This window comes from Streptomyces sp. NPDC004435, from assembly GCF_042873895.1.
Classification (GTDB): domain Bacteria; phylum Actinomycetota; class Actinomycetes; order Streptomycetales; family Streptomycetaceae; genus Streptomyces.
This window is the reverse complement of the sequence record NZ_JBIAMB010000026.1, coordinates 40,912-63,871: the sequence shown is the minus strand read 5'-3', so window position 1 is coordinate 63,871 and position 22,960 is coordinate 40,912. Positions and strand designations below refer to the sequence as shown.

The window sequence follows — 22,960 nt, the reverse complement described above, 5'->3', positions numbered from 1 at the left end:
GACCCGCCGACACCCGCCGGCGCTCGCGGAGGACCCGCCGGCGCCCGCCGACGACCCGATGACGACCCGATGAACCCGCCCCAGCCCCCGACCCAGGAAGACCGGCCATGAACTCCCGCCAGCGCCGCGGCGTCATCCTGCTGCTGCTCTCCGTCCTCTGCGCCCTCGGCGCCTTCGCCGGCGTCCTCGCGGTCATCAGCGACGTGAACGCCAAGGTCGGGCCGGAGACCACCGCGTACCGGGTCAAGCAGGACGTCAAGCCCTACGAGCGGCTGAGGACGAGCGACTTCGAGAAGATCGCCATGCCCGAGCGCTGGCTCTCCGGCACCGCCGTCACCGACCTCGCCCAGATCGACGGAAAGATCGCCGTCACCACCCTCAGGAAGGGCTCGCTCCTCCAGCAGGACATGATCGTCCCCCGCCCCGAACTCCGCCCCGGCGAGCAGGAGATCGCGATCATGATCGACGCCGCCACCGGCGTCGCCGGCAAGATCAACCCCGGTGCCACCGTCAACATCTACGCCACCTTCGCCGGCGACACGAAGGGCGAACCCAGCCAGTCCAGGCTCCTCGTCGCCGCCGCCCGGGTCATCGACGTCGGCACCCTCAGCTCCATCAAGGCGAAGCGCGACTCCCGCACCGCCACCGAGGCCGTCCCCATCACCTTCGCCCTCTCCGCCCAGGACACCCAGCGCGTCGCCTACGCCGAGTCCTTCGCGGAGCACGTACGCCTCGCCCTCGTCGCCCCCTCCGCCGACGGAGCGCCCGCCGCGCCCGCCCCGGGCGACCGCACCTACACGCTCGACAAGGACAAGTGAGGCCCGGCCATGCCCACCAGGATCCTGCCGGCCGTCGGCGACCCCGACGCCGCCCGGGCCGTCGCCACCCTCCTCGGCCAGCTCCCCGACGCCGAACCCGCCCCGCCCGTCCCCGACTCCACCCAGCTCGTCGACGCCCTCGCCCGGCTCGCCGCCGAATCCCTCGACGCCCTCCCCGAGGTCGTCCTCGTCCACGAGCGGATCGGCCCCGTCCCCGCCCTCGACCTCGTCCGCGAGGTCGCCCTCCGCTTCCCCGCCGTCGGCGTCGTCCTCATCACCTCCGACACCGGACCCGGCCTGCTCTCCGCCGCCATGGACGCCGGCGCCCGCGGCCTCGTCCCCCTCCCCCTCGGCTACGAGGAACTCGCCGGCCGCGTCCAGGCCGCCGCCCAGTGGTCCGCCGGATTCCGCCGCCACCTCGGCGGCGCCACCGCCGAACTCGTCGCGGGACCCGGCGGCACCGTCGTCACCGTCAGCGGCGCCAAGGGCGGCGTCGGCACCACCCTCACCGCCGTCCAGCTCGCCCTCGCCGCCCGCGCCGCCGGCCGCACCGTCGCCCTCGTCGACCTCGACCTCCAGAGCGGCGACATCGCCTCCTACCTCGACGTGCAGTTCCGCCGCTCCGCCGCCGACCTCGCCGCCATCGCCGACATCTCGCCCCGCGTCCTCCAGGACGCCGTCTACGTCCACGAGACCGGCCTCTCCCTCCTCCTCGCCCCCGCCGAGGGCGAACGCGGCGAAGAAGTCACCGACCGCGCCGCCCGCCAGATCGTCAGCGCCCTGCGCGCCCGGCACGAGGTCGTCGTCGTCGACTGCGGCTCCCGCCTCGACAGCGCCAACGCCGCCGCCGTCGAGATGGCCGACACCGCCCTCCTCGTCACCACCCCCGACGTCATCGCCGTCCGCGCCGCCAAGCGGACCGTCCGCATGTGGGAACGGCTCCAGGTCCGCAAGGCCGAGGCGACCGTCGCCCTGGTGAACCAGTACGCCCGCTCCACCGAGATCCAGCCCGCCCTCGTCCAGAAGATCACCGGCACCCGCATCGCCGGCGTCACCGTCCCCGCCGCCTACAAGGAACTCCAGGCCGTCGTCGACGCCGGCCGCCTCCACGAACTCGACGCCCGCTCCACCGTCAAGCAGGCCCTCTGGGCCCTCGCCGGCGAACTCGGCCTCACCGGCCCCCCGGCCACCCCCGCCCCCGGCAAGCAGCTCGCCCGCGCCGGCGACCGCGGATCGCTCGGGCTGCGCCGCCGCGGCGGAGGGCGCTGACCCATGGACCAGCAGAGGGCGCGCGGCGACCGGGGCCAGGTGGCGGTGGAGTTCACCGGCATGGTCCCGGTCATCCTGCTGACCCTCGCGCTGCTGTGGCAGGTGGTGCTGGTGGGGTACACCTACATCCTGGCCGGGAACGCGGCGGACGAGGCGGCGCGGGCCGCCGCCGTCGGCGGAGACTGCGACGGCGCCGCCCGCAGGCACCTCGACGGGGCGTGGGCGGGAGCCACGGTGGACTGCGGAGGCGCGCCCTCCGGCGGCATGGTCACCGTGACCGTCACGGTCCCGGTCCCGGTCCTCTTCCCCGGCCTCGGCTCCTTCGACGGCGTCCCCGCGACGGCCGGCGCGATCGACGAGAGGCCGGTGACGACCCCGTGAACCGGAAGAGGGTGTGGCGGGCCGGCGCCCGCGCGGGCGGTACGGGCCTGCCGGGCGACGCCCCTCGGAGCCGTACCGCATCCCGTCCTCACCGCGGGGACCGGGGCCAGGCGGCCATCGAGTACCTCGGCTTCCTGCCCATCCTGCTGATCGTCGGGCTCGCCGGACTCCAGCTCGGACTGGCCGCGTACGCCGCGCAGCAGGCGGGGACAGCGGCGCGGGCGGGCGCCCGGGCCGCGTCCAGCGACGCCGAGGAAGCCCCGGGCGCCGAGGCCGCCCAGCGGGCCGCCGTCAGCGGATGGCTCGATCTGACCCCCGGCACCGCCGTCGAGGGAGACGGACAGGTGACGGTCACCGCCGTCGTCCGCGTCCCCCAGGTCGTCCCCTTCTGGGACTTCGCCCCGGTCGAGAAGACCGCCACCATGCCCCTGCCCCGGACCCCGGAGGAGGACGAGCTCCCATGAGCCTGCGCGCCCGCATCCACCACGCCGGTGACGACCCGCGCGCCCTCGGGCCCGGCGGGGGCCGGGAGGACGGCCACCTCGTCGCGTCCTTCCGGGCGAAACTCCTGGAGGAGATCGACCTCACCGAGATGTCCGCGCTCGCGGCGGCCGAACGCCGGGCCCGGCTCGAACGCGTCCTCGGGCACATCATCAGCCGCGAGGGCCCCGTCCTCTCCACCGCCGAACGCGGCCGGCTGATCCGCCGCGTCGTCGACGAGGCCCTCGGGCTCGGCGTCCTCGAACCGCTCCTCGAAGACGCCTCCATCACCGAGATCATGGTCAACGGCCCCGACCAGATCTACATCGAGCGCGGCGGCCGGGTCGAACTCCTCCCGCTCCGCTTCGCCTCCCACGAGCAGCTGATGCAGACCATCGAACGGATCGTCTCCACCGTCAACCGGCGCGTGGACGAGTCGAATCCGATGGTCGACGCCCGTCTGCCCTCCGGCGAGCGCGTCAACGTGATCATCCCGCCGCTCTCCCTCACCGGCGCCACGCTCACCATCCGCCGCTTCCCCCGCGCCTACACCCTCCACGAGATGATCGGCCTCGGCTCGCTCGACGAGCAGATGCTGCTGCTCCTCTCCGGCCTGGTCCAGGCGAAGTTCAACATCATCGTGTCCGGCGCCACCGGCACCGGCAAGACGACCCTCCTCAACGCCCTCTCCGGTCTCGTCCCCGAGGGCGAGCGGATCATCACCATCGAGGACTCCGCCGAGCTCCAGCTCCAGCAGTCCCACGTCATCCGCCTCGAAGCGCGCCCGCCCAACATCGAGGGCCGCGGCCAGGTCACCATCCGCGACCTCGTCCGCAACTCGCTCCGGATGCGCCCCGACCGGATCATCGTCGGCGAGGTCCGCGGCGGCGAGACCCTCGACATGCTCCAGGCCATGTCCACCGGCCACGACGGCTCCCTCGCCACCGTCCACGCCAACGCGGCCGAGGACGCCCTCATGCGCCTCCAGACCCTCGCCTCCATGTCCGAGGTCAAGGTCCCCTTCGAGGCGCTGCGCGACCAGATCAACAGCGCCGTCGACGTCCTCGTGCAGCTCACCCGGCACCCCGACGGCACCCGCCGCGTCACCGAGATCGCGATCCTCGCCTCGCACGGGCGGGAGCGCTTCCTCCTTGCCACCGTCTGCCACTTCCAGGCCGAACCGCTCTCCGCCGACGGGCGCGTCCACGGCCGGTACGTCCACCACCCGCTCCCGCGCCGCGTCGCCGAACGCCTCTACATGGCCGGGCAGCCGATACCGCCCGCCTTCGGCGTGGCGGCCGACGACACCCACCTCGCCGTTCGAGAAGCCACATAGGAGGGCTGGCTTGTGATGACCGATCCCTTCTGGCTGACGGCCGGGGCGGCGCTGCTCGCCTGCGTCCTCGGCGTCGTCGGCGTGCAGGTGTACGCGAACGGGGCGCGGCGCCACGCCGCGCTCGTCGCCCGCCTCGACGACACCGCCGCGCCCGAGGCGACCGGCCGGCGCCGGCGCCGCTTCCCCGCCCTGGACCGGCGGGTCCGTGCCACCGCCCTCGGCCGCACCCTGGAGCGCCGGATCGCCGCGACGGGGCTCGACGTGACCCCGGGGGAGTTCACGGTCGCGCTGGCGGCCTCGGTGGCCGTCCTCTGGATCATCGGCCAGGCGGCGCTCTCGCCGTTCTTCGGCCCGATCTGCGGCCTGCTGGGGATATGGGTGGCGCTCGGCTACCTCGGCTGGCAGCGTCAGAAGCGCATCGAACGCTTCATCAACCAGCTCCCCGAACTCTCCCGCATCCTGGCCAACGCCACCCAGGCCGGCCTCGCCCTGCGCATGGCGATCAGCCTCGCCGCGGACGAGATGGAGTCCCCGGCGGCCGACGAACTGGAGAAGGTGGCGCAGCAGCTGGCCGTCGGCACGTCCCTCGACGACGCCCTCGCCGAACTCGCCGAACGGCTCCCGTCCCGGGAGCTCGTCGTCCTCGTCACGACCCTGGTCCTCGCCAACCGGGCCGGCGGCACCGTCGTCTCCTCGCTCCGCAACCTCACCGACACGCTGGAGCAGCGCAAGGAGACCCGGCGCGAGGTCCGCACCCAGCTCTCCCAGGTGAGCATGACGGCGTACGCGGTCCCGGTCATCGGCTTCGGCTCGCTCCTCCTCATCGACAACATGCAGCCGGGCGCGCTCGACCGGATGACCGGGTCGCCGCTGGGACAGGGCGCGGTCGTGATCGCCTGCGCCCTGTACGTCCTCGGCTTCGCCGTCATCCGCCGCTTCTCGAAGATCGACGTGTAGGGGACTGGTACGGATGCCGGAGCTGTCTCTCGCCCTCCTCGCCGCCCTCTCGGTCGCCGGCTTCGCGTACGGGCTCCGCCTCTACCGCGCCGACGCCCGCCTCCCCGACGACCTCCGCCTCGCCCTGGAGGTCGGCGCGACCCGCACCGGCGCGGTCGACTCCGCCGTGGACCGCCTCGGCATGCGCTGGTCCCCGACGATCCTGCGCTGGATGGGCCCGAAGCGCGTCGGCGCGGTCCGCCGCCGCATCGACCTCGCCGGAAACCCCGGCGGCCTCACCATCGACCGCTACGGGGCGCGGAGGGCGGTCTACGGCTTCCTGGGCGCCCTCGGCGGCCTGCTGATGCTGACCCGGGGCTCGTACGTCACGGCGGCGCTGCTCTTCGCCTTCGGGGCCTTCTGGACGGAGGTCGGCATCTGGTCGGCGGTCCGCATCCGCAAGGACCAGATCGAACGCACCCTCCCCGACTTCCTCGACGTCCTCGCGGTCGTCGTCTCGGCGGGCCTCGGCTTCCGCCAGGCCCTGGAGCGGGTCGCGGACAAGTACGCGGGCCCCTGGTCCGACGAACTCCGCATCACCCTGCGCCAGATGGACATGGGCGTCACCCGCCGCCAGGCCTTCGACGAACTGCGCCGCCGCAACGACTCGGAGCAGGTGGCCCAGTTCGTGACGGCCCTCCAGCAGGGCGAGGAGCTGGGCGCCCCCATCGTCGACACGCTGATCCAGATCGCCGAGGACATGCGCCGCACGGACGCGCAGAACGCGCGCCGCAAGGCCGCGAAGGCGGTGCCCAAGGCGACGATGGTCATCACGACCCTGATGGTCCCCGCCACCATGATCCTCCTGGGCGCGGGCCTCTTCCTGGGCACGGGGACGGACCTCGGCTCGATCGCCGGCGAATGAGGCGGCCCCCGATGTCACTTCCCCCAACTCCCCACGAGACCCCCACCCCAGGCCATACCCTGCCGGAGTACAAGGTCCCGCCCATGCCCCGATCTGACGAACGACTCCAGGGACCCTGTGCACCACAGGGACCACGGGCGTACCGTGCGACTGCGCAAGCGTCAGACCGCGGAGGGGACCACGATGAACGACGCGCTGCTGAAGGCCCTGACAAAGGCCCGACTCCACCTGTCGGCCCGGGGGGACCGGGGTCAGACGGCGGTGGAGTATTTGGGGATCATTGTGGTGGTGGTGGCGATTGTGGTGGCCATTACCGGCACGGACCTCGGGCAGTCGATCAAGGGTGCTATCAGCCAGAAGATTGCAGAGCTCACCGGCGGCGGCGGCGAGTAGGACGTGTCTCGGGAGACGGGGGCCAGGCATTCCCTGTCTACGTGGCCGTAGTTGCGGGGGTGTTGTTCTTGGCCTTCGTCTACTTTGCCGTGGGGCAAGCCGCTTCCCTACGCAATGGTGCTCAAACTGCTGCCGACGCAGCGGCTCTCGGTGCGGCTCAGGATGCCCGTGACCAACTCCGGGAGGGTTGGGTCGGAGTGCTGGGTGATCCCACTCAGTGGCAGCGTTATGTCCTTGGCGAGGACTACGCCGATGCACGGTCCTGTCAGAGGGCGGGCGAACTCGCCCTTTTGAATGATGCCGAGCTCCAGCCTGAGGACTGCGTGGCGGTGGATCTCGGCTTCACAGTGACCGTCCAGAGTGTGGGAACGGTCGGCGAGTCGATCGTTCCGGACGAGGCCGGAAGGCACTCCCGAGCCACCGCCACAGCAGTGGTCGAACCCTTGTGCAGTTTCGATCCGCCCGCGCCGAGCCCTGAACCGAGTACGGAATCGCCTCCGGAGCCGGATCCCTCCAGCCCCCCACCTGAGGAGCCCGAGGAAGTCGATCCTGCCCCGATTACGGGCCTCACTTGTGACGGCGAGGCTTGGGAGATCGACCCGGATGCCCCAGTGCTTCCCAGCGTCGAAGCTCTCTTCCGCGTTCGCTTGACCGGCGACAACGAATAAAGGAAGGGTTCATCATGAATGTGCCGTATGCGAGAGGGGGGTTCATCGCCCTCGCGGTAGCGGCGTCTGTCGCCGTCGCTGGTTGTGGAGCCGAGGCCGAACCCAAGGCGAACAACAAGCCGTCCCCTACATCGCAGCAGCCGCAGCACTCAGCTTCCGCCTCGGCTCAGCCGACCTCGGAGGAGTCGGCGGAAACCCTGGTCGTGGTCAAGGGGGCTAAGGGAATCGCACTTGACGTTCAGTCGGTGGACCGCGATGCAGGTGGCTTCTTGACCATTAAGGGACGTCTCAAGAACTCCTCTGGCTCAGTGAGCGCGATCCCCCCACAAGTCAGTGGGGATGAGACCGAAGTGGTCAAGCATGGGACCTCTCTTGGCGGCGCGACCCTCGTCGATTCCGTAGGGAAGAAGCGCTACTACGTCCTCCGCGACACCGACGGTCGGCCCCTCACCACCACGAACCTCGACAGCCTCGGCCCCGGCAAGTCCACCGCCGTCTTCATGCAATTCCCCGCACCCCCCGCCTCCACCACCGAGGTCTCCTTCCAGCTGCCCACCTTCGAGCCCGCCACGCTCAAGCTGTCCTGAGGTGACGTCATGACTACGACGACTACGGGGCGACGACGCAGACTGGCCGCGCTGGTGACCGTGGCGGTCGTCACGGTGTGGTCCGCGGGGGGTGGCGTCGCGTTCGCGGACGATCCGCCCGGGAGTACCAGTTCCTCGCCGCCGCCCGCCATCGACTCGAACGCGCCGGGGCTGATGCTGCCCGACGGCGCGACGCTCGCGCCCGCGAAGGTGCTCGACATCAAGCAGATCGTCGAGGAGGAGGGCGGCGAGCAGCGGCGTGAGGACACGAACGTCGACGTCACGTTCGCGCTCCAGGCCGAGGTGCTGTTCGGGAAGAACAGCGCCAAGCTCAGCCCGGCCGCGTCCACCCGCATCCGCGCCATCGCCGCGGAGGTGCGGACGCAGGGTTCCGGGCGCGTGCGGGTGTTCGGCTTCACCGACAACCTCGGGACCTACGAGCACGGGCTGAAGCTCTCCAAGGAGCGCGCCGTCGCCGTGCAGCAGGTCCTCGCGCGGGAGTTGGAGCCGGGGACCGCATACGACATCCGCGGGTACAGCGAGGACTACCCGATCGCCGACAACCGTACCGAGGAGGGCCGGAAGAAGAACCGCCGCGTGGAGATCTCCTTCCCGCGTACTGTTCCGCCTCCCGCCGCTCCCTGAAGACGAGGAAGGGGCCGCCCGCCGCGCGTTCCGGGCGGAGGCGGCCCCTTCCTTCGCGTCAGGCGCCGAGCGCGGCCAGCAGCGCCTGGACCGCGGCCACGACCGGCCCGCCCACCGTGCCCACGAGCGCCGCGATGCCGGCGATCCGGGTGAGCGGGCCCTCCAGTTCGGCCCGGCCGGCACCGGGGTCGAGGTCCGCCGCCGCCGCGTCGAGTTCCGCGCGGCGCGTGTCGTCGAGGTGGGTGCGGAGTCCTTCGATGGCCGCGAGGAGGTCGTCGAGGGCCGTCGCGGGGGCGGCCGGCGCGGCGTTGACGGTCTTGCCGCCGGCCACGATGTCGCCGGAGCCCGAGTGGTTCGCGGTGCCGATGCTGCCCGCGCCGTACTGGTGGATCTGATCGCTGCTCATCGTCATCCCGCCTGGATGTTGCCGTGGCCGAAGTGGTTGGCCTGTCCGATGCTGTTGGCGCCGTACTGCTGGATGATGTCCCCGTGGTGCACGGCGTGCTGGACGTAGAAGACCTTCTGGGCTTCGTCGGGCTTGCCGATCGCCTTGGTGATCTCCAGGACCAGGTGGTCGATCTCGCCCTTCTCGGTGCTCCAGACGGTGTCCCGCTGGGTGCCTGCCGTGTTCACGATCAGGCCGTAGAGGACCGGCAGGTCCGGCTGCCGCACCTTGACGACGAGCCGCCAGATCATGAGGCCGACGACGGCCACGACCGGAACGTAGAACAGGTCGTTGTTGCCGGCGCTCGCGATGGCCGCGCCGATGACGGCGACGAGCCAGATCCGGGCGATGCCGACGACGAGATCCTTGCCGATCTTCTTCTTCACGGGTACGAGGCGGCGCTGTCCCACGTGAGAGATGTTCCGCAGGGGGTAGGCGTCACCGCCGACCCATAAAGACCCGGTGTGGATCTGTACCTCTACCGGGCTGTGACGTGCCATGCGCGTCCCCTTCCCCTTCCCCAGTAAAACCGGTGGTTCACTCTAGCGGAGTAAGCACCGTTTTCAGCTGGCTCAAAAGCGGTGGTGGGAGCGGCGGTTGGGGCCCCGCGCGCCCCTCGCGCGCCCCACGCTCCCCGCGTCTCGCACGCATCGCGCGCACCCCTTGCCCACCGTGCGCCACCGTGCTTCACCCACCGCTCGCCGCACCCGCCCGACACTCCGCGCCCCACCACTTCTGACCCGCCGCGCGCCTCCGCCCCTCACCCGCCGAGGTCTGCCAGCGCCGCCCGTACCGCCGCCGTCATCCGGTCCGGGCGCGTGAACACCTCCCGGGCGGTGAAGCGCAGCACCCGGCGGATCTCCGGGCAGGACTGGAGCACGTTGAAGCGGGCGATGTCCCGCTCGTGCGCCCGGCGCGTGCCGTGGTACGCGTACCCCTCGACCTCCACCGCGAGGCCCGCCGCCCGGAAGAGGAAGTCCGGATGGAGGGCGCGGCCGCCGGGCGTCCGCAGCGGCGGCTGGCACTCCGGGAGGAGTCCGGCGTCGCCCATCCGCAGCCGGGCCACCGTCTCCGCCGGGGAGCCTGAGGCGGAGTTCGCCAGCGGGAGCCAGGCGCGGGCGCGCGGGGCGCCCGGGCGGCGGACGGCCAGCTGCGCGGCCAGTTCCCCGTACCGGACCAGCGGGTCCCTGCGGACGCCCTCGACGACCCGGCGGGCCAGTGCCGAGTCCGCCGTCACCACCGCTTCCTCCCTGCTCCCGCACGTCCGTATCAGGTCGGCGACCGTCCGCGCGGCCGTCGTCGCCCGCAGGCCCCGGCGCAGGCAGACGTCCTCAGGCGGGAGCGACGCCCGGGAACCGGGAGGCGCGGAGGGGACGGTGAGGAGCTCGATCCGGTGGAGCCGGGCCGCCGTGCCGTGGCTGCACACCCGGCGCGGGCGCAGCAGCTGGAGCGCGGTCTCCCTGACCCGCCAGTCCGTCTCCTTGCCGGGCGCCGCCCACGCCCCCCGGCAGATCCGCTGCCAGCCGTCCCGCCGCAGGCGCGCGGCGAGCCGGCCCGGCGGCCAGCCCGCCGCGAGCGCCCAGACCGTCAGGAGCACCCCGCCCCGGGCGAGGGTCGCCAACTCGTACATACGCGCAACGATCCACGGAAGGGCGACACTTCGCACCCCCTGTGGAAAACCCGCCGAAAGTTGTCCCCAGGAAAACGTAAAAGTGTCAGGACGACAGGCCGGGGGAGGAGCATTCTGGACCGAAACACCACAACGTCCCGGGGCAGGGCCGCGATGCAGCACACCAGTCCTCAGACCACCACCGGCAGACCCGACACCACCCTCACCGGCGGAGCCGACACCACACCCGGCAGACCCGACACCACGACCGGCGGAGCCGACTCGACCTCCGGCAGACCCGCCGCCGCCTCCGCACCCGCCGCGACCGACACCGCACCCGGCGTGCAGCTCGTCCACGACCTCGTCGTCCACGTGCCCGGCTTCCAGGGCGCGTACGACAGGCACGTCTTCGGGCAGGGCGGTGTCCTGCCGCACGTCTTCTTCTGGGACGTCGTCCAGAGCACGGTCGGCTCCTATCTGGCGGAGGAGGCGGAGCCCGACTGGCGGCGCACCCTCGCCTTCCTGGAGGAGCGGTGCTGTCGGGGCGACACCGGCGTCGACGAGGTGATCGTCACCTCCTTCCTCGGCGACCTGCCGGCCCCGCAGGAGCCCGGGCACGGCATCGTCGGGCACCTCGGCCCCGTCATGGCCGAACGGTTCGAGCGCATGAGGCCGCAGGGCTGACGCAGCGGCCTGACACAGCGGCCTGACGCAGCGGGCTTACGTAGGGACGGGGCTTCACGCGCACGGCGGTTGGGTAGCGTCCCGGGGTCATCCGAGGTTCCCCTGGAGGCCGAGGCGTGCTGAGCGAAGACGACATCCTGGCGGCGGTACGGCGCAGTCTCGGGGGCGCCGGGACGGACGGCGCGGTCTTCCCTGCGCAGGGCGCCCGCATCACCCGGCATCTGCTCGTCGACGGGGAGATAGTCCGCTGCGTCGAGTCCCGCGAGGAGCGGGCCGGGTTCCACCGGGGCGTCCTCGACCTGTCGGACCGGCCCGCGTACGACGACATCGACCGGTACGCGATACCCGCGCCCGCCGACCCCGGGGCCCGCTCGACCCTGCTGCTGGTGCGGCGCGGCTCGGTGGAGGCCCGGGCCTGCGCGGTGTGCACCAACGGCCGGCAGCACTGCGCGCGCTGCCGCGGCGCCGGGGACGTGAGCTGCCCGCCCTCCGTGCCCTGCGCGGCGTGCAGGGAGAGCGTCTGCTGCCTCAGCTGCGAGGGCACGGGCAAGCGTGCCCGCGAGGCGGCCGACCGGCCGGAGGGGGAGACGGCGCTCCGGGTCCGGTGCCGGGCGTGCGGGGGGGAGGACGCGGCGTGCGCGAAGTGCCGGGGGGCCGGGCCGGGGAAGTGCCCGGTGTGCGGCGGGACCGGGTCCCGTCCCTGCCCCGACTGCGAGGGGGCCGGCACGGTGAGCCACGGCTTCTGCGGCGGCACCGGCAGATACGTGGAGTGGACCGAGGGGGTCATCGCCCGCGAGCCGGTCGTGGACGCGATCAAGGAGACCTCGTCCCTGCCGGCCCGGTCCTTCGGGTGGACGAACGAGTACGACGCCTGGGCCCGCGTCGACCTCGTCGGCGAGGAGGCCGTCCCGGTGGCCGGGGAGGACGCCGACCCGGAGCTCGCCGCGTTCCTGAAGCCCCGCCTCGGGGTCCACGACGGCGAGGTCGGGCGCCGCGTCGCCGTGCGCCACCTGTCGCTGGCCCGCGTCACGCACGACGCGCACCCCCACCGCGTGTACATCGTGATCCCCGGCCGGGCCGCGCCCCGGGTCGTCCCGCTGCGCTCCCGGCGCCGCACCTGGCAGCTGGTCGGCGCCGCACTGCTGCTGCTCGCCGCCGCCGTCACGGTCGCCCGCCTCCTGGCGTAGACGGCGGTACGGAACGGCGCACCGGGCCGAGCCGACCGCATCGAGCCCCGACCACCCCACGAGCCGACCCGCTCACGAACCCACCTCCTCACGAGCCGACCACCCCACAACCCGAACCGCTCACGAGCCCACCGCGTCGAAAGCCGTCCGCCCGCCTCGGGATAATCGGGTCCATGCCCCCGCCGACCAGCCGTTTCCCTTCCCCGCTCCTGCTCGCCCTCGGCGGCTACGTCCTCACCCGGCTGCTCGGGCTCGCCGTGCTCGCGGGGGCCGCCGCCGCGACCGGGAAGGACGGCTTCCACCGGCTGAGCGGGCGGTGGGACTCGGTCTGGTACGTGCGGATCGCCGAGCAGGGGTACGGGTACCGGATCACGCTGCCGAACGGCGACGTCCACTCCGACCTGGCGTTCTTCCCCCTCCTCCCCGCGCTCGAACGCGTCCTCTCCGCCGCCCTGCCGCTCGACGCCGCCGGGGCCGGGCTGCTGGTCTCCTGGACCGCGTCGGTCGCCGCCGCGTGGGGGATCTTCCGCTGTGGCGAGCACGTCGTCTCGGCGCGGGCCGGAGTCCTGCTGGCGGTGCTGTGGGGCGTGTACCCGACCGCGTTCGTGCAGTCGATGGCGTACACCGAGACGCTCTTCACCGCGCTCGCCGCCTGGTCGCTCTACGCGGTGCTGCGCGGCCGCTGGATCCTCGCCGGGCTGCTCTGCGCCTGCGCCGGGCTGACCCGGCCGACGGCCGCCGCGCTGATCGCCGCCCTCGGCGTCACCGCCGTCGTGACCCTGGTCCGGGACCGGCGGCTGCCGTGGCGGACGGTCGCCGGGGTGCTCCTCGCGCCGCTCGGCTGGCTCGGGTACGTCGTGTACGTCGGCGTCCGCGAGTCCGGCGCCACCGCGTACTTCGACGTCCAGGCGGCCTGGGGGAACTCCATCGACGGCGGGGTCGCCCTCGCCCGCTTCATCGCCTCCCTGCCCTGGCCCGCCTCGCTCGGCCTGTGCGCGGCGCTCGCGCTCCTCGCGTGGCTGGTGGTGCTCTGCGTCCGGCAGCGGCAGCCGCTGCCCCTGCTCGTCTACACGGTCGGTGTGGTCGCGGTGTCGCTGGTGGGGGCCGCGTACTTCGGCTCCCGGCCGCGTCTGATGATGCCCGCCTTCGGACTGCTGCTGCCGCCCGCCGCCGCGCTCGCCCGGCTCCGCACCGGCACCGCCGTCACGGTCCTCGCCGTCCTCGCGGCGGCCTCCGCGGTCTACGGCGCCTTCACCCTGCTGGGCTCGGGCCCGCCCTGACGGCCCTCACCGGAAGACGCCGCCCCCGCCCCGACGGCCTTCACCGGAGGATGCCGGCCCCGCCGTGACGGCTCTCACCGGAAGACGCCGCCCCCGCCCCCACCGGAAGGCTCCACGACCACCCGCACCCCCGGCCGCAGCCCCCATCCCGCCATCGCCCCCGCCTCCGCCTCCAGCACGTGGCGGGCGCGCGGCCGGAGCGCCCCGAGCCGGCCGGGGCGCATGGTGACCACAGAGAGGACCCGCAGCCCCCGGTCCAGGTGGGCGACGTCGATCGCGAAACGCATGCCGAAGGTGTGCACGCTGCTCGCCGGGGTGAGGAGCATCGCCCCCGCGATGCCGTCCCGCCCGAGCAGCCCGCGCCGCCGCGCCCGGTAGGAGGCCGCGATCTCCACCGGGACCACCGCGCCGCCCGGTACCACCAGTGACCCCGCCCCGTCGCGCCAACTCCGCCCCATGGCACCGACCTTAACGCCCGGGCCGGCTCCGTCCCCTCGCCCCGGCCTCGACGCCCGGCGCCGACCCCGTGCCCCGGCCCCGACGCCCGGGGAGGGCCTAAGGTCGGCCCGTGTACGCCACGCTGATCGCTCTCGCCGCCCTATGGGGTGCCGCCGTCGGGCTGCTCGTCCCGCGGGCCGCGTACCGGCTCTCGGTGGAGCCGGAGGAGTCCTGGCGCGAGCTGTGCCCCGCGGGGCACGTGCTCGCCGGGCCGGCCCGCGGGTGGCTCGGCGGGCCCGGGCGGGACGCCTGCGCGACAACACCGGCGCCGTTCGCGGTGCCGGTCCTGACCGGGCTGGTCTGCGCGCTGCTGGCCGCGGCCACCGGCGGGCCCCGGCCGGAGCTCGCGGTCTGGCTGCTCGCCGCGCCGTTCGGGGTGCTGCTCGCCTGCGTCGACGTGCGGGTGCAGCGGCTGCCGGACGGGCTGACGCTGCCGCTCGCGCTCGCCGTGCCGCTGCTCCTGGGGGCCGCCGAGCTCGCCCCGTACGACGCCGGGTCCTGGACCCACGCGCTGCTCGGCGCCCTCGCGCTCGGCGGCGGCTATCTCGCGCTGCACCTGATCAGCCCGCAGGGCCTCGGCTTCGGCGACGTGAAACTGGCGCTGCCGCTGGGCGCCGCCCTCGGCTGGTACGGCTGGGGCGTGCTCTTCACCGGCGCCTTCCTGGGCTTCCTGCTGGGCGCGGGATACGGCTTCGGGCGCGTCCTGCTCGGCCGGGCGGGCCGCTCGTCCGCGATCCCGTTCGGCCCCTTCATGCTCTCCGGCGCCCTCCTGGGCCTCGCCCTCGGCGCCTTCACGGCCGTTCCCTGACGCGGAAGGACCGGAAGGACCGGAAGGGCCCGGCGGCGGGCTCCGTGCCGCAGCGCCACGGTGCCGTCGCGGAGTGCCACGCCACCCGCGTCCACCAGCCCGGTCGTCAACCCGGGGCGACCTCCGGGCGTTCCCCCGTCGGAGGGACGGAAGTCCGCCGCCACGCCGGGGCGCAAACCCGCCACAGGGGCCCGGAACCCTTGTGCCGCCTGGGATCCAGGGAAATCCGGCGGCTTCGTTCGGCGCACGTGGCGCGCAGCCCGACTATTGAAGGGTTATGGTGGAACCCCCCCCTCGGGCCGGTCCGTATCCCCCCCACGGACCGGCCCGTTTTTCGTTCCCGGCGCGACGCGACCCGTACGGGTCAGCCCCGGCCGGCCCAGATGTTGGTGCCGGCGGTGTCGACGGCGAAGGAGTCGATCTCCTTCAGCTCCGCCTCCGTGAGCGGGGCGGAGGCCAGCGCGGCCACGTTCTCCTCCAGCTGCCCGACGCTCGACGCGCCGATCAGGGCCGAGGTCATCCGCGGGTCCCGCAGCACCCACTTCAGCGCCAGCTGGGCCAGCGACTGCCCGCGCCGCTCGGCGATCGCGGCGAGGCCCCGGAGCCGGCGCAGCACCTCGTCGGAGAGCAGGTTCGGGTCGAGGGACTTGCCCTGGGTGGCGCGGGAGCCCTCCGGGACGCCCTTCAGGTACTTGTTGGTGAGCAGGCCCTGGGCGAGCGGCACGAAGGAGATGCAGCCCATGCCGGCCGTCTCCAGGGTGTCGAGCAGCCGGTCGTCCTCGGTCCAGCGGTTGATCATCGAGTACGAGGGCTGGTGGATCAGGGCCGGGACGCCCATCTCCTTCAGCAGCCGGGCGGCCTCGGCGGTCTGCTCGGCGTTGTACGAGGAGACGCCGACGTACAGCGCCTTGCCCTGCCGGACCGCGGAGGCGAGCGCCCCCATGGTCTCCTCCAGCGGGGTCTCCGGGTCGAAGCGGTGCGAGTAGAAGATGTCGACGTGGTCGAGGCCCATCCGGTTCAGGGAGGCGTCGAGCGAGGACAGCAGGTACTTGCGGGAGCCCCACTCGCCGTACGGACCCGGGTGCATCTCGTAGCCGGCCTTGGTCGAGATGATCAGCTCGTCCCGGTAGGGGGCGAAGTCCTGGGCGAAGATCTTGCCGAAGTTCAGCTCGGCCGAGCCGGGCGGCGGTCCGTAGTTGTTCGCCAGGTCGAAATGGGTGACGCCGAGGTCGAAGGCGCGGCGCAGGATCGCCCGCTGGGAGTCGAGGGTGCGGTCGTCGCCGAAGTTGTGCCACAGGCCCAGGGAGACGGCGGGGAGCTTGAGACCGCTGCGGCCCGAGCGGCGGTACTCCATGGAGTCGTAGCGCTCCGCGGCGGCGCGGTAGAGGGGGGAATCAGTCACGTATCCCTGCTTATCACGGACTTGTGACACTCCCGTGGGGAGTTGTGACACGCCCGGACTGGGACGCTTCATCCGGCCGCAGTAGTGTGGCGGCTTGCGATCCGCCCGCCCATGGAGGGTAAAGAACAGTGAACCTGCGCGACCTGGTGTACGGGCTCTACGCACGCCGGGTGGAAGGCCGTCTCGACCACGATCAGGTGCCCAAGCACATCGGGGTCATCCTCGACGGCAACCGGCGCTGGGCGAAGGCGTCCGGCGGCACCCCCGAGCAGGGACACAAGGCCGGCGCGGACAAGATCCGGGAGCTGCTCGGCTGGTGCGCCGAGACGGACGTCGAGGTCGTGACGCTCTGGATGCTCTCCACGGACAACCTGAGCCGCCCCGAGGCGCAGCTGGTCCCGCTGCTCGGGATCATCGAGGACGCGGTGAAGGCGCTCGCCTCGGACGGGCGCTGGCGGGTGCACCACGTGGGCACCATGGACCTGCTGCCCGCCCGGACCCAGACGGTCCTCAAGGAGGCCGAGGAGTCCACCCGCGGCAACGCCGGGATACTCGTCAACGTCGCCGTCGGCTACGGCGGCCGGCAGGAGATCGCGGACGCGGTCCGCTCGCTCCTCCTGGACCACGCCGAGCGCGGCACCAGCTTCGAGGAGCTGGCCGAGACCGTCTCCATCGACCTCATCTCGGAGCACCTGTACACGCGCGGGCAGCCCGACCCGGACCTGGTGATCCGCACCAGCGGCGAGCAGCGCCTGTCCGGTTTCATGCTGTGGCAGAGCGCGCACTCCGAGTACTACTTCTGCGAGGTCCACTGGCCGGCCTTCCGCAAGGTCGACTTCCTGCGGGCGCTGCGCGACTACGCCGCCCGGCACCGGCGCTACGGCACCTGAGGTCCCACCCCCTCGCGCCGAGGACAGGCCCCGGAGGCGTCACCGCACGTTCACGCACACGCCGTCATATGCCCTGGCATGGCCGGGAGTGTTCGAGGGCATAACCCTGGTGAAGTGAGCGGCACGGAGACCGCCACCCGGGAGGCCCCTTGCACCAGGACGACCGTGCGGGACACGTACGGGAGAAGCGGAGGGCCGGAGTTCGGCCCGCGCTGGGCGGTCCGATCCCGGTCCCATTCCGCCGCGACAACGGTGATTCCGTCGCACCCCGGCCTTTTTCGGGTCTTCAGAGGGGGTCTGTCCTTCCGTGGTGACCAGCACGAAGCGCCGCCTTTCCGACCGGCGCACCTATGTTCTCGACACCAGCGTCCTGCTCGCCGACCCCAAGGCGATGTCCCGCTTCGAGGAGCACGAGGTCGTGCTCCCCATCGTGGTGGTGACGGAGCTGGAGGCGAAGAGGCATCACCCCGAGCTCGGCTACTTCGCCCGTCAGGCCCTGCGCCTGCTGGACGACTTCCGGGTCCGGTACGGACGCCTGGACGCCCCCCTCCCCGTCGGGGAGCTCGGCGGCACGCTGCGGGTCGAGCTCAACCACTCCGACCCCGGCATCCTCCCGGCCGGCTACCGGCTGGGAGACAACGATTCCCGGATCCTCGCGGTCGCGCGGAACCTCCAGGCGGAGGGGTACGACGTCACCGTCGTCTCCAAGGACCTGCCGCTGCGCATCAAGGCGTCCTCGGTGGGCCTGCTCGCCGAGGAGTACCGCGCGGAACTCGCCATCACGGACACCAACGGGTGGACCGGGATGTCCGAGCTGAGCCTCTCCGCCGAGCAGATCGACCTCCTGTACGACCAGGAGCGGCTGTACGTGCCGGAGGCGTCCGAGCTGCCCGTGCACACCGGCCTGGTGCTCCAGTCGGAGCGCGGCAAGGCGCTCGGCAGGGTCGGCGCCGACGGGAACGTACGGCTGGTCCGCGGCGACCGGGAGGCGTTCGGGATCAGGGGCCGCAGCGCCGAGCAGCGGATCGCGCTCGACCTGCTCCTCGACCCGGAGGTCGGGATCATCTCGATGGGCGGCCGGGCCGGCACCGGCAAGTCCGCGCTCGCGCTCTGCGCGGGCCTGGAGGCCGTCCTGGAGCGCCGGCAGCACCAGAAGGTGATGGTCTTCCGTCCGCTGTACGCGGTCGGCGGCCAGGACCTCGGCTATCTGCCGGGCAGCGAGTCCGAGAAGATGAGCCCCTGGGCGCAGGCGGTCTTCGACACGCTCTCGGCCGTCGCCGGCCGCGAGGTGATCGAGGAGGTGCTGTCCCGGGGGATGCTGGAGGTCCTGCCGCTCACCCACATCCGGGGCCGTTCCCTCCACGACGCGTTCGTCATCGTGGACGAGGCCCAGTCCCTGGAGCGGAACGTCCTGCTGACCGTTCTGTCCCGTATCGGGGCGAACTCGCGGGTGGTCCTCACCCACGACGTGGCCCAGCGGGACAACCTGCGGGTGGGGCGGTACGACGGAGTCGTCGCCGTGGTCGAGAAGCTGAAGGGGCATCCGCTCTTCGCGCACGTCACCCTGACCCGCTCGGAGCGGTCCCAGATCGCGGCCCTGGTCACCGAGATGCTGGAGGACAGCCGCCTGTGAGGAGCAGGCGTCCGATTCGTACCCTTTAACTCCCGTACGGGAGTTGGCGCCGCCCGGCGAAGCGCAGGAGCTTAGCCGGGCGGCGCCCCCGTGTCCGCAACATCCGTCAAAACACGTGCGCCCGCCGGGGTGTGAGCTTTCACACGCAACACAGAATTGCCTTGCGGCGTCCGCGTCCGGCAGAGTCTTGCTTCCGTCAGGCCCCGCATACGGCACCCGTGCACCTTCGAGCGTTCGAAGGCCCGCACAGCAGCACCGCACAACTCCACAACCGACGCCGTATGCCGCCCACAGCACCACGGGCCCGTGTCTTCTGTGACCCGGTACGACGAAGACCAGCGCGAGGGGCACGATTTCGCCCGCGTGGTCACCGCTGCGGGGGATGCTGGAAGGAAACCGTGTGAGCCGGATCTCGGTCCGGGGATTCGCGGTGGCGTCTGCCACTGCAGTCACCACCGTCGGCGCCGTCGTCGGAGTTGCCACGGGCAACGCCGCCCAGGCCACCTCTGACGACAACTTCGAGGCCGCCGCGGCCGACAGCACGCTGCTCGCGGACATCCCCGCCGGCGCGCAGGCACAGGTACAGGTCGCCTCCCTCGCGGAGCAGGCCGACGTCCAGGCCGCCGCCGCGGACGCCACCGCCCGCAAGGGCGCCGAGGAGGCCGCCCGCTTCAAGGCCGCCAAGGACGCCGAGGCCAAGAAGAAGGCCGCGGACGAGAAGGCGGAGCAGGAGAAGAAGGAAGCCGAGGAGCGCGCCGAGCGCGAGGCCCGCGAGAAGGAGGCGGCCGAGCGCGCCAGTCGCGACAGCGTCCGCGACGCGTCGAGCTTCTCCGCCCAGGGCTCGTACTCCATCTCCGAGGTCAAGGCGATCGCCCGCCAGATGATCCCGGCCTCGCAGTTCCAGTGCTTCAGCAACATCATCGACCACGAGTCCGGCTGGAACTACCGGGCGCAGAACCCGTCCTCCGGCGCCTACGGCCTCGTCCAGGCGCTGCCGGGCCACAAGATGTCCTCGGCCGGCGCCGACTGGCAGACCAACCCCGCCACCCAGATCAAGTGGGGTCTCAGCTACATGAACGGCCGCTACGGCAGCCCCTGCGGCGCCTGGTCGTTCTGGCAGGCCAACCGCTGGTACTAGGGCCTGTCTGACCATTCCCGCCGGGTCCGGCCCGCCCGGCACGCACGCTCGCCGCACGGCCGAGACGCCCAAGTAGCTCCGCTACGAGGGCGCCCCGGCCGCACGCCGATCGCACGCACCGGACGACCCGGCCTGATCCGACGTCAATGGTCAGACAGGCCCTGTACCGGCGCGCGCTCAACCTCAGGAAGCCCCGCACCGTCCTACGGTGCGGGGCTTCCTGCGTGTAGGTTGCCAGGGACCGAACGGGGGGAAGAGGGACGAGATGTCGAGACTGCCAGGATGGCTGAGCCGGATCGGAGAGGGCATCAGCCGCATCGGTAGCGAGCTGGACGCCCGGCGCGCCGAGGCCGACCGGCCGGAGGAGGACGGACCGCGGGCGGAGCGGACGCCGGCGGAAGCCGCGGCGCCGGCCGCGGCACCCGCCGCCGGTGCGGACCCGGGGGGTGCCGCCGGTGGGGGCTCCGCGGAGGACCGCGCCGTCGTCCCCGCCCCGCCGGCCTACGCGCCCGCCGTCCCCGCCCGGCCCGACCCGGTCTCCGCCATCCCGTGGGGCCTGCGGGTCGCCGGCGAGGCCGGCTGGCGGCTGCTCGTCCTCGCCGGCACGGTCTGGGTGCTGATGCGGGTCATCAGCTCCGTCCAGCTCGTCGTCCTCGCCTTCGTCGCCGCGCTCCTCGTCACCGCCCTGCTCCAGCCGACCGTCGCCCGGCTGCGGACCATGGGCGTGCCGCGCGGGCTCGCCACCGCCATCACCGCCATCTCCGGCTTCGTCGTGATGGGCCTGGTCGGCTGGTTCGTGGTCTGGCAGGTGATGGACAACGTCGACACCCTCACCGACCGGGTCAGGGACGGCATCGAGGAGCTCAAGCGCTGGCTCCTGGACAGCCCGTTCCACGTGACCGAGCGCCAGATCAACGACATCGCCAAGAACCTCAGCGACACCATCGGCGCCAACGCCGAGCAGATCACCTCCTTCGGCCTCCAGGGCGTGACCGTCGTCGTCGAGACGATGACCGGCATCCTGCTCGCCATGTTCTCCACCCTCTTCCTGCTCTACGACGGCAAGAAGGTCTGGGAGTGGACGCTCAAGCTCGTCCCGGCGCAGGCCCGTCCCGGCGTCGCCGGCGCCGGACCGCGCGCCTGGCGCACCCTCACCGCCTATGTGCGCGGCACCGTCCTCGTCGCCCTCATCGACGCGGTCTTCATCGGCCTCGGGCTCTACTTCCTCGACGTGCCGATGGCGGTACCGCTCGCCGTCTTCATCTTCCTCTTCGCCTTCATCCCGCTCGTCGGCGCCGTCATCTCCGGCGCCCTCGCGGTGCTGGTCGCCCTCGTCACCAACGGCGTGTTCACCGCGCTGATGGTCCTCGTGGTGGTCCTCGCCGTGCAGCAGATCGAGGGCCACGTCCTCCAGCCGTTCATCCTCGGCCGGGCCGTCCGCGTCCACCCGCTCGCCGTCGTCCTCGCGGTCGCCGCGGGCGGGCTGACCGCGGGCATCGGCGGCGCCGTCGTCGCCGTCCCGCTCGTCGCGGTCACCAACACCGTCGTCGGCTACCTCAAGGCGTGGAGCCAGGAACCGGCGCTGCTCACCGCCCCCGAGCCGAGGGGCGCGACCGCCTTCGAAGTGGCGCCCACCCCGGCGCCCGGATCGCCGGAGCGGAAGGGCAAGGCGTGATATCCGAACCCGAGCTGGTGGGCGGCGCCCCCTTCGAGACCGCCGAAGTCCTGACGGAGGAGCGGGAACCGCGCCCGCCGCGCGGCCGCAGGCCCTGGCTGTGGGGGCTCGGCGGCGCGCTGGTCGCCTCCGCCCTGTGGGGCGCGGGGCTGTACACGTACGGCCTGGTGCAGCAGCGGGACGAGGGCGTGGACCTGGGCGGGTACAAGCCGGTCGAGAACCTGTGTGAGGTCTCCGAGCTGAAGGCCATGGGCATGGTCCTCGGCAAACGGGCCGATGACGGTGTCGGACCGTACTTCGACGAGACCGCGCTGAGCGAGAGCTCCTGCTCCGTCACCTACGGCGAGGGGAATCGCCAGCAGAGCGTCCAGCTCTCCTACACCCTGCACAAGGTCACCGACCCCGGGCCGGAGTTCGAGGCGCGAGCGAAGTACTACGAGCTCACCCAGCCGATCGCCGGCCTCGGCGAGAAGGCCCTCTTCAACGACCAGGGCGAGGCCGGAGGGGCGATGTGGGTCCTCGACGGCCAGGCCGAGCTCCGCATCGACATGTACGTCAACGTCTCCTACGACGAGCAGGGGCGGCCGATGGGGGAAGGGCCCCAGCCCGACCTGTCCGGCATCGACGTCCCGATGACGCAGGACGCCCTCGCCCTCCTGGCCGCGCTCAAGAAGTGACCGGAGACGGCGAGCGCCCCGGAGCGGATCGCTCCGGGGCGCTCGTCACGAGGCCACCGAGGTCACTCGGCGAGGACGGCCTCCGCGTCCAGGGTGACGGCGACCGCCTGGATCACCGAGGCGATCTTGAACGCCTCCTGGATCGTCTCGCGGTCGACGCCGGCCTTGCGCAGGACCTGCTCGTGCGAGTCCAGGCACTGGCCGCAGCCGTTGATCGCGGAGACCGCGAGCGACCACAGCTCGAAGTCGACCTTCTCGACGCCCGGGTTGCCGATGACGTTCATCCGCAGACCGGCCCGCATCGTCCCGTACTCGGGGTCCGACAGCAGGTGCCGGGTCCGGTAGAAGACGTTGTTCATGGCCATGATCGCGGCGGCGGACTTGGCGGCCTGGTACGCCTCGGGCTTCAGGTTCGCCTGGGCCTCGGGCTCCAGCTCCTTCAGCACCTTCGGCGAGCGCGAGGCGATCGCGCAGGCCAGCACGGTGCCCCACAGCTGCTGCTGCGGGAGCTCGCTGTTGCCGATGACCGAGCCGAGGTTCAGCTTCAGGTCCTTGGCGAAGTCCGGTATGGCGGACTTGAGCTCATCGAGGGCCAT

25 protein-coding genes and 1 pseudogene are annotated in these 22,960 nt (G+C 72.4%); 20 read left to right on the top strand and 6 right to left on the bottom strand.

The window, feature by feature from the left end; translation table 11 throughout:
• Positions 1–107: 107 nt before the first annotated feature.
• From cpaB to ACFYT9_RS34455, 11 genes and pseudogenes are all read left to right on the top strand, one after another.
• Entirely contained in the window at positions 108–818 is a 711-nt protein-coding gene (cpaB, locus tag ACFYT9_RS34505) for a Flp pilus assembly protein CpaB (protein ID WP_387278400.1), read from the top strand.
• Positions 819–827: 9 nt separating this feature from the next.
• Positions 828–2,087 carry a CpaE family protein gene (locus ACFYT9_RS34500; protein WP_389169999.1) on the top strand — a complete coding sequence of 420 codons (1,260 nt, stop codon included), beginning with the start codon at positions 828–830 and terminating at the stop codon, positions 2,085–2,087.
• Positions 2,088–2,090: 3 nt separating this feature from the next.
• Complete coding sequence (locus tag ACFYT9_RS34495; RefSeq protein WP_387278404.1) at positions 2,091–2,468, top strand: TadE/TadG family type IV pilus assembly protein; 378 nt, start codon at positions 2,091–2,093, stop codon at positions 2,466–2,468.
• A gap of 47 nt (positions 2,469–2,515) precedes the next feature.
• Entirely contained in the window at positions 2,516–2,932 is a 417-nt protein-coding gene (locus ACFYT9_RS34490; protein WP_376598058.1) for a TadE/TadG family type IV pilus assembly protein, read from the top strand.
• On the top strand, positions 2,929–4,284 hold the full coding sequence (locus tag ACFYT9_RS34485) for a CpaF family protein (protein ID WP_376598032.1): 1,356 nt from the start codon (positions 2,929–2,931) through the stop codon (positions 4,282–4,284). The genes ACFYT9_RS34490 and ACFYT9_RS34485 overlap by 4 nt, the downstream gene beginning before the upstream one ends.
• 15 nt (positions 4,285–4,299) lie before the next feature.
• The gene (locus ACFYT9_RS34480) at positions 4,300–5,241 is read left to right on the top strand and encodes a type II secretion system F family protein (RefSeq protein WP_376598033.1); all 942 of its coding nucleotides are present in this window, start codon (positions 4,300–4,302) and stop codon (positions 5,239–5,241) included.
• 13 nt (positions 5,242–5,254) lie between these two features.
• Positions 5,255–6,145, top strand: coding sequence for a DUF5936 domain-containing protein (locus ACFYT9_RS34475; RefSeq protein ID WP_376598035.1), 891 nt, complete (start codon positions 5,255–5,257; stop codon positions 6,143–6,145).
• Positions 6,146–6,328: 183 nt separating this feature from the next.
• Positions 6,329–6,538 carry a Flp family type IVb pilin gene (locus ACFYT9_RS34470; protein ID WP_389169994.1) on the top strand — a complete coding sequence of 70 codons (210 nt, stop codon included), beginning with the start codon at positions 6,329–6,331 and terminating at the stop codon, positions 6,536–6,538.
• Between the two features lie 32 nt (positions 6,539–6,570).
• Positions 6,571–7,206, top strand: a pseudogene (locus ACFYT9_RS34465) (pilus assembly protein TadG-related protein); the annotation flags it as partial.
• 350 nt (positions 7,207–7,556) lie between these two features.
• Positions 7,557–7,793 (top strand): hypothetical protein, encoded by a 237-nt coding sequence (locus ACFYT9_RS34460; protein WP_389169991.1) that lies wholly within the window; start codon positions 7,557–7,559, stop codon positions 7,791–7,793.
• A 9-nt stretch (positions 7,794–7,802) separates the two neighbouring features.
• Positions 7,803–8,438, top strand: coding sequence for an OmpA family protein (locus ACFYT9_RS34455; RefSeq protein WP_389169988.1), 636 nt, complete (start codon positions 7,803–7,805; stop codon positions 8,436–8,438).
• 58 nt (positions 8,439–8,496) lie between these two features.
• Here ACFYT9_RS34455 and ACFYT9_RS34450 read toward each other — a convergent pair whose 3' ends face one another.
• The 3 genes from ACFYT9_RS34450 to ACFYT9_RS34440 all read right to left on the bottom strand — a co-directional run bounded on the left by ACFYT9_RS34450 (position 8,497) and on the right by ACFYT9_RS34440 (position 10,513).
• Complete coding sequence (locus tag ACFYT9_RS34450; RefSeq protein ID WP_389169985.1) at positions 8,497–8,844, bottom strand: hypothetical protein; 348 nt, start codon at positions 8,842–8,844, stop codon at positions 8,497–8,499.
• A 2-nt stretch (positions 8,845–8,846) separates the two neighbouring features.
• Positions 8,847–9,383 (bottom strand): DUF6232 family protein, encoded by a 537-nt coding sequence (locus ACFYT9_RS34445; protein ID WP_389169982.1) that lies wholly within the window; start codon positions 9,381–9,383, stop codon positions 8,847–8,849.
• 260 nt (positions 9,384–9,643) lie between these two features.
• On the bottom strand, positions 9,644–10,513 hold the full coding sequence (locus ACFYT9_RS34440) for a hypothetical protein (protein WP_389169980.1): 870 nt from the start codon (positions 10,511–10,513) through the stop codon (positions 9,644–9,646).
• A gap of 153 nt (positions 10,514–10,666) precedes the next feature.
• Here ACFYT9_RS34440 and ACFYT9_RS34435 point away from each other — a divergent pair, with 153 nt between their 5' ends.
• The 3 genes from ACFYT9_RS34435 (at position 10,667) to ACFYT9_RS34425 (ending at position 13,643) form a co-directional block, all read left to right on the top strand.
• Positions 10,667–11,176: a hypothetical protein gene (locus ACFYT9_RS34435; RefSeq protein WP_387278418.1), complete on the top strand. Its 510-nt coding sequence runs from the start codon at positions 10,667–10,669 to the stop codon at positions 11,174–11,176.
• Between the two features lie 116 nt (positions 11,177–11,292).
• A complete protein-coding gene (locus tag ACFYT9_RS34430) occupies positions 11,293–12,363 on the top strand; it encodes a hypothetical protein (RefSeq protein WP_389169977.1) in 1,071 nt (356 codons plus the stop codon).
• A 173-nt stretch (positions 12,364–12,536) separates the two neighbouring features.
• On the top strand, positions 12,537–13,643 hold the full coding sequence (locus tag ACFYT9_RS34425; RefSeq protein WP_389169974.1) for a hypothetical protein: 1,107 nt from the start codon (positions 12,537–12,539) through the stop codon (positions 13,641–13,643).
• A 74-nt stretch (positions 13,644–13,717) separates the two neighbouring features.
• Here ACFYT9_RS34425 and ACFYT9_RS34420 read toward each other — a convergent pair whose 3' ends face one another.
• Positions 13,718–14,101 (bottom strand): DUF192 domain-containing protein, encoded by a 384-nt coding sequence (locus ACFYT9_RS34420; protein ID WP_389169971.1) that lies wholly within the window; start codon positions 14,099–14,101, stop codon positions 13,718–13,720.
• 110 nt (positions 14,102–14,211) lie between these two features.
• On the opposite strand from ACFYT9_RS34420, the gene ACFYT9_RS34415 reads away from it, so the two are divergent.
• Positions 14,212–14,949 (top strand): prepilin peptidase, encoded by a 738-nt coding sequence (locus tag ACFYT9_RS34415; RefSeq protein WP_389169968.1) that lies wholly within the window; start codon positions 14,212–14,214, stop codon positions 14,947–14,949.
• A 364-nt stretch (positions 14,950–15,313) separates the two neighbouring features.
• Here ACFYT9_RS34415 and mgrA read toward each other — a convergent pair whose 3' ends face one another.
• Positions 15,314–16,351, bottom strand: coding sequence for an L-glyceraldehyde 3-phosphate reductase (gene mgrA, locus ACFYT9_RS34410; protein WP_389169965.1), 1,038 nt, complete (start codon positions 16,349–16,351; stop codon positions 15,314–15,316).
• Between the two features lie 128 nt (positions 16,352–16,479).
• On the opposite strand from mgrA, the gene ACFYT9_RS34405 reads away from it, so the two are divergent.
• The 5 genes from ACFYT9_RS34405 (at position 16,480) to ACFYT9_RS34385 (ending at position 22,364) form a co-directional block, all read left to right on the top strand.
• Positions 16,480–17,241 carry an isoprenyl transferase gene (locus ACFYT9_RS34405; protein ID WP_376605210.1) on the top strand — a complete coding sequence of 254 codons (762 nt, stop codon included), beginning with the start codon at positions 16,480–16,482 and terminating at the stop codon, positions 17,239–17,241.
• Positions 17,242–17,548: 307 nt separating this feature from the next.
• A complete protein-coding gene (locus ACFYT9_RS34400; RefSeq protein ID WP_376605212.1) occupies positions 17,549–18,874 on the top strand; it encodes a PhoH family protein in 1,326 nt (441 codons plus the stop codon).
• A gap of 400 nt (positions 18,875–19,274) precedes the next feature.
• Entirely contained in the window at positions 19,275–20,012 is a 738-nt protein-coding gene (locus tag ACFYT9_RS34395; RefSeq protein WP_376606227.1) for a transglycosylase SLT domain-containing protein, read from the top strand.
• A gap of 265 nt (positions 20,013–20,277) precedes the next feature.
• Positions 20,278–21,687 carry an AI-2E family transporter gene (locus tag ACFYT9_RS34390; protein WP_387280590.1) on the top strand — a complete coding sequence of 470 codons (1,410 nt, stop codon included), beginning with the start codon at positions 20,278–20,280 and terminating at the stop codon, positions 21,685–21,687.
• A complete protein-coding gene (locus ACFYT9_RS34385) occupies positions 21,684–22,364 on the top strand; it encodes a hypothetical protein (RefSeq protein WP_389169959.1) in 681 nt (226 codons plus the stop codon). The genes ACFYT9_RS34390 and ACFYT9_RS34385 overlap by 4 nt, the downstream gene beginning before the upstream one ends.
• Before the next feature lie 62 nt (positions 22,365–22,426).
• Here ACFYT9_RS34385 and ACFYT9_RS34380 read toward each other — a convergent pair whose 3' ends face one another.
• The gene (locus tag ACFYT9_RS34380; RefSeq protein ID WP_043227114.1) at positions 22,427–22,960 is read right to left on the bottom strand and encodes an alkyl hydroperoxide reductase; all 534 of its coding nucleotides are present in this window, start codon (positions 22,958–22,960) and stop codon (positions 22,427–22,429) included.

What these genes read in the sequence shown, in the direction of transcription:
- cpaB (WP_387278400.1), top strand. Translation starts at nt 108, where the DNA reads ATGAACTCCCGCCAGCGCCGCGGCGTCATCCTGCTGCTGCTCTCCGTC.
- ACFYT9_RS34500 (WP_389169999.1), top strand. Translation starts at nt 828, where the DNA reads ATGCCCACCAGGATCCTGCCGGCCGTCGGCGACCCCGACGCCGCCCGG.
- ACFYT9_RS34495 (WP_387278404.1), top strand. Translation starts at nt 2,091, where the DNA reads ATGGACCAGCAGAGGGCGCGCGGCGACCGGGGCCAGGTGGCGGTGGAG.
- ACFYT9_RS34485 (WP_376598032.1), top strand. Translation starts at nt 2,929, where the DNA reads ATGAGCCTGCGCGCCCGCATCCACCACGCCGGTGACGACCCGCGCGCC.
- ACFYT9_RS34480 (WP_376598033.1), top strand. Translation starts at nt 4,300, where the DNA reads ATGACCGATCCCTTCTGGCTGACGGCCGGGGCGGCGCTGCTCGCCTGC.
- ACFYT9_RS34475 (WP_376598035.1), top strand. Translation starts at nt 5,255, where the DNA reads ATGCCGGAGCTGTCTCTCGCCCTCCTCGCCGCCCTCTCGGTCGCCGGC.
- ACFYT9_RS34470 (WP_389169994.1), top strand. Translation starts at nt 6,329, where the DNA reads ATGAACGACGCGCTGCTGAAGGCCCTGACAAAGGCCCGACTCCACCTG.
- ACFYT9_RS34455 (WP_389169988.1), top strand. Translation starts at nt 7,803, where the DNA reads ATGACTACGACGACTACGGGGCGACGACGCAGACTGGCCGCGCTGGTG.
- ACFYT9_RS34450 (WP_389169985.1), bottom strand. Translation starts at nt 8,844, where the DNA reads ATGAGCAGCGATCAGATCCACCAGTACGGCGCGGGCAGCATCGGCACC.
- ACFYT9_RS34445 (WP_389169982.1), bottom strand. Translation starts at nt 9,383, where the DNA reads ATGGCACGTCACAGCCCGGTAGAGGTACAGATCCACACCGGGTCTTTA.
- ACFYT9_RS34440 (WP_389169980.1), bottom strand. Translation starts at nt 10,513, where the DNA reads ATGTACGAGTTGGCGACCCTCGCCCGGGGCGGGGTGCTCCTGACGGTC.
- ACFYT9_RS34435 (WP_387278418.1), top strand. Translation starts at nt 10,667, where the DNA reads ATGCAGCACACCAGTCCTCAGACCACCACCGGCAGACCCGACACCACC.
- ACFYT9_RS34425 (WP_389169974.1), top strand. Translation starts at nt 12,537, where the DNA reads ATGCCCCCGCCGACCAGCCGTTTCCCTTCCCCGCTCCTGCTCGCCCTC.
- ACFYT9_RS34420 (WP_389169971.1), bottom strand. Translation starts at nt 14,101, where the DNA reads ATGGGGCGGAGTTGGCGCGACGGGGCGGGGTCACTGGTGGTACCGGGC.
- ACFYT9_RS34390 (WP_387280590.1), top strand. Translation starts at nt 20,278, where the DNA reads ATGTCGAGACTGCCAGGATGGCTGAGCCGGATCGGAGAGGGCATCAGC.
- ACFYT9_RS34380 (WP_043227114.1), bottom strand. Translation starts at nt 22,960, where the DNA reads ATGGCCCTCGATGAGCTCAAGTCCGCCATACCGGACTTCGCCAAGGAC.